We start from the raw sequence: 13,198 nt of genomic DNA on the forward strand, positions 1-13,198 counted from the left end.
GCATGACTGTCACCGACCGGGTCAAGCCCCAAAGCGCCGGGGGACAGTCCCCGCGCCCGGCGGGGGCGAAGAGTGTCCGGCGCCTGGCCTTCTCGCAGCAGGTCTCCAGGTGGGACGTAAAGCTGTCCCCCTACCTCTACATCTCGCCGTTCTTTATCCTGTTCGCCGTCACCGGTCTGTTCCCGCTGGTATACACGGCATGGGTTTCCCTGCACAACTGGAACCTCATCGGCGGCCAGGGGAAGTTCACGGGCCTGGAAAACTACGCCTTCATCGTGGCCCAGCCCTACTTCTGGAACGCCGTGGGCAACACCTTCAGCATCTTCATCCTGTCCTCCGTTCCCCAGGTTGTTATCGCCCTGGTGATAGCGGCGGTGCTGGACGCGAACCTGAGGGCGAGGACGTTCTGGCGGATGGGGGTCCTGGTCCCCTTCGTCGTGGCGCCGGTGGCAGTAGGCCTGATCTTCAACAATCTCTTTGCGGACCAGTTTGGGCTGGTTAACGGGATGTTGACGGCGGCAGGGCTGGACCCGGTCCGGTGGCATTCAGAGTCCGTTGCGAGCCACCTGGCTATTGCCACCATGGTGAACTTCCGCTGGACCGGCTACAACGCGCTGATCTTCCTCGCAGCAATGCAGGCCATACCCCGGGATGTGTTCGAGGCGGCAACAATCGACGGCGCGGGCAGGCTGCGGCAGTTCTTTTCCGTGACCGTTCCCATGCTGCGGCCAACGGTGATCTTCGTGGTGATCACATCCACCATCGGTGGTCTTCAGATTTTCGACGAACCGCGGGTTTTCGACCAGTCCGGCCTGGGCGGAGCGGACAGGCAGTGGCAGACGCTGACCATGTACATCTGGGAACTCGGCTGGGGCCAGCGCAACTTCGGCAGGGCATCTGCCGTGGCCTGGCTGCTCTTCCTGATCATCGTGCTGATCGCCCTGCTCAACTTCCTCATCACCAAACGCATCGCAAGCAACGGAGGCCGCAAGTGAGCTCCATTCCCATGATCGAACAGTCCGCCGGGAAAGGGGCGGCCAAGGCAGCAGCGCGGCGCGGGCCAGGTACCCGGAAACAAAGGTCGGGCCACGGAAGTGACCGCCGGCCCGGCTTCCTCACCTACGGCTTCCTGGGCGCTGTCCTCCTGGCGTCCCTCTTTCCGCTCTATTGGTCCTTCCTGGTGGGCAGCCACGACAACACCGTACTGAGCCGCGGCATGCCGCTGCTGCCTGGCGGGAACTTCCTGGCCAACGCCGCCAAAGTCTTTGACAGCATTCCGTTCTGGAAGGCAATGGGCAACAGCCTTATGGTCTCCTGCGTGACGGCGGCATCCGTCGTCGTGTTCTCCACCCTTGCCGGATTCGCCTTCGCCAAGCTCCGCTTCCGCGGCAGCAAGGCGCTGCTGGTGTTTGTCATCGCAACCATGGCCGTTCCCACCCAGCTCGGCGTAGTCCCGCTGTTTATCCTGATGTCCAAACTGGGATGGACCGGATCCCTCTGGGCCGTCATCATCCCCGGCGTTGTTACCGCATTCGGCGTCTTCTGGATGACCCAGTACCTGCGCGACGCCCTCCCGGATGAACTGATTGAAGCTGTGAGGATGGACGGTGCTTCCATGATCCAGGCGTTCTGGCACGTCGGATTCCCGGCGGCAAGGCCTGCTGCCGCCATGCTCGCGTTGTTCACTTTCGTGGCCACCTGGACGAACTTCTTCTGGCCATTCATTGTCCTTGACCCTTCGAACCCCACCCTTCCGGTGGCCCTGCAGCTGCTCCAGGCGGCCCACTTCGTGGACTACTCCGTGGTCCTGGCTGGCGCAGTCCTGGCCACCATCCCGCTCCTGCTCCTCTTTATCGCTGCAGGCCGGCAACTCGTATCTGGAATTATGCAAGGAGCAGTCAAAGGATGAGTCCCACCCGACTTGAATTTCCGGAGGGTTTCCTCTGGGGCGCGGCAACAGCTGCCTATCAGATCGAAGGCGCAGCACACACCGGCGGCCGAGAGGACTCCATCTGGGATGTGTTCGCCCGGCTGCCCGGTGCCGTCGCGGACGGCCACAACGGTGACGTGGCCTGCGACCACTACCGGCTCTACAAGCAGGACGTGGCGCTCATGGGCAAGCTGCACATGAAGGCGTACCGGTTCTCCACGTCCTGGGCGCGCTGCGTGCCCGACGGCGTCACACCCAACCCGGAAGGGATCGCCTTCTACTCCCGCCTGGTGGATGAACTGCTGGCCGCCGGGATCACGCCATGGCTGACCCTCTACCACTGGGACCTGCCACAGGCACTTGAAGAGAAAGGCGGCTGGGCCAACCGGGACACCGCATACCGTTTCGCCGAGTACGCGGCCCTGATGCACAGCGTGCTGGGGGACCGGGTCCGCATCTGGACGACCCTTAACGAGCCGTGGTGTTCGGCTTTCCTTGGCTACGCTGCCGGCATCCATGCCCCGGGGCGTCAGGAACCCCGTTCAGCCCTTGCTGCGGCACACCACCTTTTGCTGGGCCACGGCCTGGCGGTCCGGGAACTCCGGCGCCGAGACGCTTCAACGTCCCTGGGCATCACCCTGAACCTGACGGTCGCCGATCCCAGGGACCCCGGCAGCGCCGGCGACCGGGACGCTGCCAGGCGGATCGACGGGCAGTTCAACAGGATTTTCCTTGACCCGTTGTTCCGCGGCGAGTATCCGGACGATCTCCTGGCAGACGTCGCACACCTGGGAATGGCTGACCTGGTGCATGACGGTGACCTGGATCTTATTTCCACGCCGCTGGACCTGCTGGGCGTCAACTACTATCACGGTGAATCCCTCACGAAGGACCCGGCGGACCCCGGGGAACAGGCGGGGCAGGAGACGACGTCGGTCCCCGGGCAGGCAGCGCGCCCGGTGTCCTCCCCTTTCGTGGCGGCCGACGGGGCGCGGTCGGTTCCAAGGGGCCTGCCAAGAACGGGCATGGGCTGGGAGGTCCAGCCGGAGGGGCTGCGGCGCCTGCTCAACCGGCTGCATGGAGACTACACCGGCCCCGCCGGGATCCCCATCTACATCACCGAAAACGGGGCCGCCTACAATGATGTTCCCAATGAAGCGGGGTTCGTGGACGACCAGGACCGGTTAGGGTTCTTCGCAGCCCATCTCCAGGCCGTCCACGGGGCCATCGAAGACGGCGTGGATGTCCGCGGCTATCTCGCATGGTCCCTGCTGGACAACTTTGAATGGTCCTTTGGCTACCATCAGCGCTTCGGCCTGGTCCGGGTGGACTATCCAACCCAGAATCGTGTCCCGAAAGCGAGCGGTTTGTGGTACGCGGCGGTGGCATCCGGCAACGCCATGACGGCGGCCAGCAACCTCGTGCCGGCAACAGGTCAAGGTGTCGTATTGTCGGTGTAATGAACGCAAACTCCAGCCGCCCGGCCCCGGCAGGGGCGGGGCGGCCAAGTCCAACGCTGGAGGACCTGGCGTCGGCCGCCGGCGTGTCCCGCTCTACTGCCTCCCGTGCCATCAACGGCGGATTGAAGGTGAGTCCCGAAGCCAAAGCGGCCGTCGACGCCGCGATCGTCGCTTTGGGCTACACGCCCAACCGTGCTGCGCGGAGCCTGGTTACCCGGCGTGCGGGTTCGGTGGCCCTGGTGATCCCTGAACCTGATGCCAGGGTCATGATGGACCCTTATTTTGCTGCGGTGATCACGGGAGTCAACGAGGCACTGCGCGATACGGACCTGCAGCTGGTCCTGCTGATGTCCCGGGCAGGGGACGATTCTGCACGGACCATCCGCTACCTGCGCGGCGGTCACGTTGACGGCGCGATCGTGGTGTCCCATCACCGGGCGGACGACTGGGTGGAGACCCTGGGAGCCACCGGGCTGCCAACCGTCTTCATCGGCAGGCCGTGGGACACGGCATCCGGGATTCCCTACGTGGACCTGGACAACTTCGAGGGCGGCCGGTTGGCAGCCCGGCACCTGGCCGGCATCGGCCGCACCAGGCTCGGAACTGTTGCCGGCCCTACGGACATGACAGCCGCCGTCGACCGCCTGGAAGGTTGGCTGCAGGGATTGCGGGAAGCCGGCCTCCAGCCCGGGCCCGTCATCCACGGGGACTTCACGACGGCGGGAGGTGCGGAGGCTACGGAGCACCTGCTGTCCACGGCGCCTGAGGTGGACGGGATATTCGCTGCGTCCGACCTCATGGCGCTTGGCGTCGTGGACACTCTTCGAAGTGCGGGCCGCGGTGTGCCCGGCGACGTGGCGGTTGTCGGCTTCGATAACCATTCCATCCAGGCGGCGAACGGCCTGGGACTGACAACGGTGGCCCATCCCATGGTGGAGATGGCTGCTGCGGCAGGAAAGCTTCTGGTCAGCGCCATCGGAAATCCCGGAGAGGCATCGGAACCGGTCATCTATCCGGCGGAACTGGTGGTGCGCGGGAGCACCGCCCCGTGACCCATTAACCCAGTCACCCAGTAACCCGCGAGCCTACAGCCCCGGGTTAGGCGGCTATCCCGCCTTTGACTTTCCGGTGCTGCCGGTGCCGGGCCGGTGCCAGGCGTGAGTGGGCCCCGGCGAGGACCTCGCTGCCGTCAGGCACCGTGCTGTCGCTGTCCAGGTGGGCGCCGTGTTCGATCAGGACGCTGGAACCAATCCTTGAGTGGCTGCCAATGTGGACCCGGTTGCCGATCACCGTGCCCCGGCCAATGCGCACGCCATCGCCGATCACCGTCCGGTCACCGATCGTCGCGTCGCGGTCGATCCAGCTGCCGTGTCCAATCCGGCAGCCTGCACCCACCCTGGCCCCGTGTTCCACATAGCTCATGGAGCCGATCCTGGCGCTGTCGGCCACGATGGCTCCAGGTGCAATGAGGCCGCCGCCGTTGTCGTGGCGGGCATACCGGGTGACCTTGCCGGCGTCGTCCTCAACTGACACAAACTTTGCGGTCATACCATCCCTCGTTAACGCCGCGGTTATTTACCGCGCAGTAGGTTAACGGCTGGGAGTGCCGTGGGATTCCCGAACGGGAATGTGAAAGATGGCCGAAAGCTACGCCACCAGGTTGGCTGCCGCGGTGTCCATGTGTTCCAGGATGGTCTTGCGGGCCAGGGTGGCATCCCCGGTGTCGATGGCGGCGACGATGTCCTTGTGCCGGTCCACGCTCATGTTGCTGACGCCTTTTTCCAGGCCGGCGAACATGATGGACATCCGGATGGAGCCCTCCAGGGATTCCCAGGAGTGGAGCAGTGTTTCGTTGCCGGTGAGCCGGCACAGCGTGCGGTGGAATTCGAGATCGGATTCGATCCGCGCCTCAAGGCTGCCGCTGGCCGCGGCCTCCATGGCGTCAATGGCCTTGTGCAGTGATTCGGTGACCTGCTGCCGGTCCGGCAGTTCGCACAGGGTCCGGGCAGCCAGGGACTCCAGGGCGGCGCGGACGGAGTAAATGTCCCGGATTTCCTTTTCGTCCAGGTGCCGGACGGACAGCCTGCCGCGGGGGCCGGCGGACAGCAGGCCCTCCTGCTCCAGTTGGCGGAGGGCTTCGCGAAGGGTGCCGCGGCTGATCTGCAGCATCTCGGACAGCTCGGTTTCCACCAGGTGGCGGCCGGGTTCCAGTTCTCCGCTGGTGATGGCGGTCCTCAGCGCCGAGAGCGCCTGCTCGCGCAGGCTCTTCTTTTCCAGTCCCAGCAAGGGGGCGGTCAGTCCGGCCATGGCTTCTGTCCTCAATGTCATAAGTCGACTGTTTACAGTCGGTAGTAGTTTCGATAGTACGGCAGAATGCACGGCACCGGCTTAGGACCGGTGCCGTGCATTTTCCATCTGGTGCCTGGCCTTTAGCCGAGTTCGGCCAGGACCTTGGCGACGATGCGGTCTGTGGCCAGCCCGTAGCGCTCGTGCAGGGTGGGCAGGGCGCCGGCGTCCAGGAACTGGTCGGGGAGCGCCACGGGCACCACCCGCTTGCCCAGGCCCGCGGTGACGACGGCGGAGGCGACGGTTTCGAACAGTCCGCCCACCACGGAGTGGTTTTCCAGGGTGACGGCGAGCCGGTCGGTGTTGATCTCCTTGAGGACGGTTTCGGCGTCGAACGGCTTGATGGTGGGGGTGTGCACGACGGCGACGTCCACGTTGTGTGCCGCCAGCGCCTTGGCTGCCTGCAGCGCACGCATGGTCATCAGGCCGGAGGAGATGAAGACGACGTCGTTGCCGCCGCGCAGCACCTTGGCCTTGCCGAGTTCGAACGTGTAGTCGTACTCGTCCAGGACGGTGGGCACGTTGCCGCGCAGCAGGCGCAGGTAGGTGGGTCCTTCGGAGGCGGCGAGCTGCGGCACTGCCTGTTCGATGTCGATCGAGTCGCAGGGGTCCACGATGGTCAGGTTGGGCATGCCGCGGAAGATCGCCATGTCCTCCGTGGCCTGGTGGCTTGGGCCGTAACCGGTGGTCAGGCCGGGCAGGCCGCCCACGATGTTGACGTTCAGGTTCGGTTCGGCCGCGTCCAGGCAGAGGAAGTCGTAGGCGCGGCGGGCGGCGAACACCGAGTAGGTGGACGCGAACGGGACGAGGCCGGTTTCGGCCAGGCCCGCGGCGGCGCCGAAGAGCAGCTGCTCGGCCATGCCCATCTGGAAGAACCGCTCCGGGAAGGCCTTGGCGAAGATGTGCATGTCCGTGTACTTGCCCAGGTCCGCGGTCAGGCCCACGATCCTGTCGTTCTCCTGCGCGGCCTTGACCAGGGCGTGACCGAACGGCGCGGAGGACGTCTTCTGTCCCGGGTCCGCGAAGGATGCGATCATCGCCGAGGTCTTCAGCTTCGGCTTGGCCGCGGCTGCGGTATCGGGAGCCTCGGTGGTGGTGCTCATGCTGAAGCCTTTCCTTCATATCCGGCGGTGAGCTGCTCGCGGCAGGTCTGCCATTCGTTTTCTTCGATGCGCATGAAGTGCGCCTTTTCGCGGTCCTCGAGCAGGGGGACGCCGCGGCCCACCTTGGTGTCGCACAGGATCACGGAGGGACGTCCGACGGCGGCGGCCTGGGCGGCTGCGTTGTCGAACGCTGCCAGCAGCGCGCCGACGTCGTTCCCGTCCACCCGCTGCGTGTACCAGCCGAACGATTCCCACTTTTCGGTGACCGGCTCAGTCCGGAGCACGGTGTCGGTCTTGCCGTCGGCCTGCAGGGCGTTGATGTCCACCATGGCGGTGAGGTTGCCCAGCTGGTGGTGGTGCGCGCCCATGGCCGCTTCCCAGGTGGAGCCCTCGTCCAGCTCGCCATCGGAGAGGAAGTTGAACACCCGGGCGCTTGAGCCCTGGTAGCGCAGGCCCAAAGCCATGCCGACGGCGATGGTCAGGCCGTGCCCCAGGGAGCCGCCGGAAATTTCCATGCCGGGGGTGTAGGTGGACATCCCGGACATGGGCAGCCGCGAGTCGTCCGAGCCGTAGGTTTCCAGCTCCTCGACCGGGACGATGCCGGCCTCCGCCAGGGCGGCGTAGTGGCCGATGGCGTAGTGCCCGGTGGAGAGCAGGAACCGGTCCCGGCCCTCCCAGTGCGGGTCATCCGCGCGGAATTTCAGCTGGTCCCCGTAGACGGCGGCGAGCATGTCCGCGGCGCCCAGTGCCTGGCCCACGTACCCCTGGCCCTGCACCTCGCCCATGTTCAGGGCGTGGTGCCGGATCCGGTAGGCGGCGGCGCTGATCCTGTCCACACGTTCCGGGGTCACTGCGGTCTGCAGTGCGTTGTCCTGGACTGTATCTGTAGGCATTACTGGCTCCGTGATCGTTTGGTGCGTGCGGGTCATTCAGGCGTTGACGGTGTTGGGGGTGCTTTTGGTGGCTTCGTCGGCGAGCTCCCGTTCGCGCTTGCCCCAGGTTTCCCGGGTGGCGATGGCGGCCCAGAGGCCGATCAGGGCGTAGGCGCCGAAGAGCAGTGCCGGGCCCATCCAGCCGAAGCTGACGAACAGCAGGGTGGTGATGAACGGGGTGAAGCCGGAGACCATGGCGGAGATCTGGTAGGCCAGGCTGGCGCCGGAGGCGCGGGTGCGGGCCTGGAAGAGCTCGGGGAACCACGAGCCCTGGGCACCGGCGAGCGAGTTCTGGCAGACAGCGTACGAGATCACGATGGTGATGATGATGGCAATGAACAGGCCGGTGTTGACCAGCAGGAACATCGGGATGGCGAACAGTGCGGCAAAGGCGGTGGACCAGACGTACAGGGGGCGGCGCCCGATGCGGTCCGTCAGTGCTGCCCAGGCCTGGGTGGCGAAGATGCCGATGGCCGACGCGATGCAGAGGGCGATCAGGGTCTGGCTCTTGTCCGCCAGGTGCTGGCTGTTGATGTAGGAAATCATGTAGGTGATGGAGACGGCGTAGCCGGCGGTCTCGGCGATGCGCAGGCCGATGCCCTTGACGATGTTGCGCCAGTCAGTCTTGATGACCTCGACGATCGGGGCCTTGACGATGGTGCCGCTGTCCTTGACTTCATCGAAGACCGGGGACTCGGGAACCTTGGAACGGATGATGAGGCCCACGATCACCAGCAGGATGCTGGCGAGGAACGGGATGCGCCAGGCGAGTTCGTTGCCGAGCTGGACGCTGAAGAGGAAGGTCAGGTTGGCCAGCAGCAGGCCCACGGGGAAGCCGGCCTGGACGATCCCGGTGTACTTGCCCTTTGATTTCCAGGGGGCGTGCTCGTAGCTCATCAGGATGGCGCCGCCCCACTCCGCACCGAAGGCCAGGCCCTGGACGATGCGGACGAAGACGAGCAGTGCGGGGGCAAGCAGCCCCACCGCTGCGTAGGTGGGGAGCAGGCCGATGGCGAACGTGGCCAGGCCCATCAGGATCAGCGAGGCAACCAGGACGGGCTTGCGGCCCACCTTGTCACCAAGGTGGCCGCCGATGATGCCGCCCAGCGGACGGGCCGCAAAGCCGACGCCCAAGGTGGCGAAGGAGGCAAGCGTGCCGGTGACGGGATCGCTGCCGGGGAAGAACGCGGTGCCGAAGTACAGTGCGGCAGCGGTGCCGAAGCCGATGAAGTCATACGTCTCGATGACGGCCCCAACGCCGGATCCGATGGCAACTCGGCGGGCGTCCTTGGTGCCGTGCACCGGGCCGCGCATGGTCAGAGCATCTTTGCTCATGGTGGTTCCCTTTCGAAAAGCGGCTGAAGAAGTCCGCCGCTGTCGACTGTTAACAAACTGGTACGACCCAGTGTGACGCACATCATCTACACTGTCAACAGTCGACTTTCAGAGTTGACTGTTGACAGTTAACGCCACTACTGTGGTGTCCATCACTACCGCTCGGCACGATTCAAAGGATCAATGATGTTCCATTCCAGACTTGGGTGCTCATCCATCAGCTTCCGGCACCAGGACCTGGGCACTGCCCTGGGCACCATGAAGGGTCTTGGTTTCGAGGAGATCGATCTGGGCGCCCTGCCCGGGGTCTGCGACCACGTGCCGTACGAACTTGACGGGGCCGCCGTGGCGGCGGTGTCGCAGGAAGTCGTCGCCTCCGGTGTGCGGGTCCGTTCAGTGAATGGCGACATCGGGGACCTGAACGCAGTCCTCGACGCCGATGGGCAGGACGCCAGGCGGCGCCACCTGGACGCCCTGCTCACCCTCACGGCCAACATCGGGGCCAAAGCCCTGGTGCTGCCCTGCGGCGCCCTGGACCGCAACCCGGTCCGGAGCGTCGAGGAGACCTGGACCTCATTGCCGCGCAGCTCGCTGCTGCTGGCCGGCGCGCTGCAGAGTTCGGCGTCGAACTCTGGACCGAATCCCTGCACTTCCTGCGGTTCTGCTGGAACCTGGAACGTGCGGGACTGCTGGCCGACCGGCTGGCCGGATCCGGCGTCGGAATCGTCATGGACTTCAGCCACATCACCGCCGCCGGCGAGGACGTCCAGGCGTATCTTGACCGGCACCCCGGCCGCATCAGCCATGTCCACCTGCGCGACGCCGTGCCGGGGAACATCAACCTCAGCATCGGCAACGGCGAGGCCGACTTCGCCGGCGGCCTGAAGCGGCTGGCCGCGGACGGCTACACGGGCCACTTCTCCCTGGAACTGGAGACCCGGGACGTCACCCATGACGAACGCCCGGCCGCCGCCGCCAAGGCTGCAAGCTTCATCACCGACCTCATCTGAACTGAACAACCCAAGGAGCACCACCATGACCGCCATCCAGCGCACCGCCGTCCTCACCGGAGCAACTTCGGACCGGGGCATCGGCATCACCACCGCCCGCCGCTACGCCCGTGAGGGCTGGGGCATCGTCATCCTGGACCTTGACGGCGAGAAGTCCGCCAAGGTCGCAGCCGAAATCGGCAATGAATTCAACGTTCCCGCCTTCGGCCACGAGATCGACGTCGCCAACGAAGCCTCCGTCAGCGCAGCCAAGGCCGCCGTCGCCGCAGAGGTGGCCGCCGGCAACCTCCCGCCCGTCGGTGCCTTGGCCAACATCGCCGGCATCACCTCCCCGGTTCCGTTCCTGGAGACCACCCTTGAGCTGTGGCACAAGGTCATGGACGTCAACGCCACCGGCACCTACCTGGTGACCAAGGCGTTCCTGCCGGAAATGATCGAGAACGGCTGGGGCCGGATCGTGAACATGTCCTCCGTCTCCGCCCAGCGCGGCGGCGGCGTCTTTGGCAAGGTCCCCTACTCCGCCGCCAAGGCAGCCATCCTGGGATTCACCAAGGCCCTGGCCCGCGAACTGGGCGCCACCGGCGTCACCGTCAACGCCATCACCCCGGGTGCCGTGGACACCAACATCCGCGTGGGCAGCACCGAGGAGCAGGAAGCCGCCATCAACGCGGGCATCCCGCTGGGCCGGAACGCCACCACGGAAGAAGTGGCCTCCGTCATCACCTTCCTGTCCTCCGAGGACTCCGCCTACCTCACCGGCACCACCATCGACATCAACGGCGGCAGCCACATCCACTAGCAGCAACAGCTCCCAGACCACCCCGGATGCCGGAGAACCCCCATGACCAAAATCTTCAATGACCCCTCAGAGTTTGCCGAGGAGGCCCTGGCAGGCTTCTGCGACGTCCACTCCGACCTGGTTCGGCAGGTTCCCGGTGGCGCTGTCCGCCGGTACCGGCCGGCGCAGCCCAAAGTCGCCGTCCTGGCCGGCGGCGGCTCGGGGCACTACCCCGCCTTCGCCGGGCTGGTCGGCGCCGGCTTCGCCGACGGCGCGGTGGTGGGAAACATCTTCACCTCGCCCTCCGCCCAGCAGGCCTACTCGGTGGCCAAGGCCGCCGAGTCCGGCGCCGGCGTCGTCTTCACCTACGGCAACTACGCCGGCGACGTGATGAACTTCGGCATGGCCAGCGAACGCCTGGCCGCCGAGGGCATCCCCGTGGAGAACGTCCTGGTGACGGACGACATCGCCAGCGCCCCGCCGTCGGAATCCGCTAAGCGCCGTGGCATCGCCGGTGACTTCACCGTGTTCAAGGTAATGGGGGCGGCGGCGGACAACGGCGCGGACCTCGCGGAGGTGGTGCGGCTGGGCCGCAAGGCCAACGACCTGACGCGGACCATCGGCAGCGCGTTTGCCGGCTGCACCTTCCCGGGCGCCGACTCACCGCTGTTCACGCTGCCCGAAGGGCAGATGGGCCTGGGCCTGGGCATCCACGGCGAGCCCGGCCTGCACGACACGGACCTGCCTTCGGCGAAGGACCTCGGGCAGGAACTGGTGTCCCGGGTGCTCTCTGAAACGCCACCTCACGCCGGCAAGCGCATCGCCGTCATCCTCAACGGCCTCGGCTCCACGAAGCATGAGGAGCTCTTTGTCCTCTGGGGAGCCGTGGCGCCGCTGCTCCGCGCGGCCGGCTACACGCTGGTGATGCCCGAGGTGGGCGAGTTGGTGACCAGCCTGGACATGGCCGGCGTCTCGCTCACGGTCACCTGGCTGGATGAGGAACTTGAGCGGCTGTGGGTTGCCCCTGCGGAGACGCCCGCCTACCGCCGTGGCAACGCGGCCCTGGAGTCCGGGACCCGTGGCGTCGAGGAAACGTCCGACGGCGGCGCGGCCGCCGCTTCGTTCGTCGCCACGGACGCCTCCCGCGAGTACGCCGCCGCCTGCGTAGCGGCCATTGACGCCGCCCGTTCGTCGCTGCACGACGCCGAAGAGCGGCTGGGCCGCATGGATGCTATTGCCGGCGACGGCGACCACGGACGTGGAATGGTGCGCGGCGTGGATGCGGCAGCCGCCGCAGCGTCGGATGCCCTGGCCGGCGGGGCCGGCGCCGGGGATGTGCTTGCCGCTGCCGGTGATGCCTGGGCGGACAAGGCCGGAGGCACCTCCGGCGTCCTGTGGGGAGCGGCGCTGCGTGCATTTGGCGAGACGCTGGGCAACTCCTCGGCGCCCGAACCCGGTGCCCTTGCGGCAGCCGTGACCGCATTCGCTGACCGGATCATCCAGTTGGGCAAGGCCGAAACAGGCGACAAGACCATGGTGGATGCCCTGCTGCCCTTCGCTTCCGCCTTTAGCCGCGCAGTGGCCGAGGGCGTGGAAACGGGCCGTGCATGGCAGGAGGCCGCGCAGGAGTCCGCTGCTGCGGCGGAAGCCACCGCGGACCTCCTTCCGCTCAAGGGCCGTGCCCGCCCGCTGGCCGAGAAGAGCCTGGGCACGCCGGACCCCGGTGCAACCTCCCTGGCGATGGTCTTCGCCGTGGTGGGGCCGCACTTCACCCGCGCAACCGCTGCCACTGTGCAGGCGTCAGCGAAGTAATGGCAACGAAAGGAAACACCATGGGGCTGCGGCTCATTGTCGGCGCGGACGAGGCCGGCGTCGATTACAAGGACAAGATCCTGGCGGACCTGCGCACCGACCCCCGGGTCAGCGAGGTCCTCGACATCGGCGTCAACCGAAGCGACGCCCCGGACGACTTCACCAGGCCCTACCCCTACGTGGGCATCACAGCCGGCGAGATGATCCGGGACGGTGCCGCTGACCGGGCCATCCTCTTCTGCGGCACCGGAATCGGCGTGGCGATCGCTGCGAACAAAGTGGACGGCATCCGCGCCACCGCTGCCCACGACTCCTTCTCCGTGGAACGCTCCATCCTGTCCAACGACTGCCAGGTGCTCACCATGGGCCAGCGCGTGGTGGGCATCGAGCTCGCACGGCGGCTTGCGAAGGAATGGATCGGCTACACGTTCGATCCGACGTCGGCCTCCGCCGGGAAGGTCAAGGTCCTCACCGACTTTGAGGGCTGCTAGC

12 protein-coding genes and 1 pseudogene are annotated in these 13,198 nt (G+C 66.3%); 8 read left to right on the forward strand and 5 right to left on the reverse strand.

Going from position 1 to position 13,198, the window contains the following annotated elements; all coding sequences use genetic code 11:
- Positions 1-2 precede the first annotated feature (2 nt).
- From OUO20_RS19415 to OUO20_RS19430, 4 genes are read left to right on the forward strand one after another with little or no spacing between them, the layout of a single operon-like run.
- Positions 3-995 carry a carbohydrate ABC transporter permease gene (locus OUO20_RS19415; protein WP_056388319.1) on the forward strand — a complete coding sequence of 331 codons (993 nt, stop codon included), beginning with the start codon at positions 3-5 and terminating at the stop codon, positions 993-995.
- Positions 992-1,909, forward strand: a complete 918-nt coding sequence (locus tag OUO20_RS19420) for a carbohydrate ABC transporter permease (protein WP_268002451.1) — start codon at positions 992-994, stop codon at positions 1,907-1,909. Before OUO20_RS19415 ends, OUO20_RS19420 begins: the two co-directional genes overlap by 4 nt.
- Entirely contained in the window at positions 1,906-3,390 is a 1,485-nt protein-coding gene (locus OUO20_RS19425; RefSeq protein WP_268002452.1) for a glycoside hydrolase family 1 protein, read from the forward strand. The genes OUO20_RS19420 and OUO20_RS19425 overlap by 4 nt, the downstream gene beginning before the upstream one ends.
- The gene (locus tag OUO20_RS19430; protein WP_268002453.1) at positions 3,390-4,442 is read left to right on the forward strand and encodes a LacI family DNA-binding transcriptional regulator; all 1,053 of its coding nucleotides are present in this window, start codon (positions 3,390-3,392) and stop codon (positions 4,440-4,442) included. Before OUO20_RS19425 ends, OUO20_RS19430 begins: the two co-directional genes overlap by 1 nt.
- A 46-nt stretch (positions 4,443-4,488) precedes the next feature.
- On the opposite strand, the gene OUO20_RS19435 is transcribed toward OUO20_RS19430, so the two are convergent.
- The 5 genes from OUO20_RS19435 to OUO20_RS19455 form a co-directional block, all read right to left on the reverse strand.
- Positions 4,489-4,938, reverse strand: a complete 450-nt coding sequence (locus tag OUO20_RS19435) for a DapH/DapD/GlmU-related protein (RefSeq protein WP_144600956.1) — start codon at positions 4,936-4,938, stop codon at positions 4,489-4,491.
- A 99-nt stretch (positions 4,939-5,037) separates the two neighbouring features.
- Entirely contained in the window at positions 5,038-5,697 is a 660-nt protein-coding gene (locus OUO20_RS19440) for a GntR family transcriptional regulator (RefSeq protein WP_018770893.1), read from the reverse strand.
- A gap of 122 nt (positions 5,698-5,819) precedes the next feature.
- Positions 5,820-6,839 carry a transketolase family protein gene (locus tag OUO20_RS19445; RefSeq protein ID WP_018770892.1) on the reverse strand — a complete coding sequence of 340 codons (1,020 nt, stop codon included), beginning with the start codon at positions 6,837-6,839 and terminating at the stop codon, positions 5,820-5,822.
- Entirely contained in the window at positions 6,836-7,732 is an 897-nt protein-coding gene (locus OUO20_RS19450) for a transketolase (protein WP_134165267.1), read from the reverse strand. The genes OUO20_RS19445 and OUO20_RS19450 overlap by 4 nt, the downstream gene beginning before the upstream one ends.
- 36 nt (positions 7,733-7,768) lie before the next feature.
- Positions 7,769-9,106 (reverse strand): MFS transporter, encoded by a 1,338-nt coding sequence (locus tag OUO20_RS19455; RefSeq protein WP_018770890.1) that lies wholly within the window; start codon positions 9,104-9,106, stop codon positions 7,769-7,771.
- Between the two features lie 186 nt (positions 9,107-9,292).
- Here OUO20_RS19455 and OUO20_RS19460 point away from each other — a divergent pair.
- From OUO20_RS19460 to OUO20_RS19475, 4 genes and pseudogenes are all read left to right on the forward strand, one after another.
- A pseudogene (locus OUO20_RS19460) lies at positions 9,293-10,116 on the forward strand (sugar phosphate isomerase/epimerase family protein).
- Between the two features lie 25 nt (positions 10,117-10,141).
- Positions 10,142-10,915, forward strand: coding sequence for an SDR family NAD(P)-dependent oxidoreductase (locus OUO20_RS19465; RefSeq protein WP_268002454.1), 774 nt, complete (start codon positions 10,142-10,144; stop codon positions 10,913-10,915).
- Between the two features lie 42 nt (positions 10,916-10,957).
- Positions 10,958-12,706, forward strand: coding sequence for a dihydroxyacetone kinase family protein (locus tag OUO20_RS19470; RefSeq protein ID WP_268002455.1), 1,749 nt, complete (start codon positions 10,958-10,960; stop codon positions 12,704-12,706).
- A complete protein-coding gene (locus OUO20_RS19475; protein ID WP_026266011.1) occupies positions 12,706-13,197 on the forward strand; it encodes an RpiB/LacA/LacB family sugar-phosphate isomerase in 492 nt (163 codons plus the stop codon). Before OUO20_RS19470 ends, OUO20_RS19475 begins: the two co-directional genes overlap by 1 nt.
- The last annotated feature ends 1 nt before the right edge of the window (position 13,198 follow it).

The organism is Arthrobacter sp. FX8 (assembly GCF_026723805.1).
GTDB lineage: Bacteria > Actinomycetota > Actinomycetes > Actinomycetales > Micrococcaceae > Arthrobacter.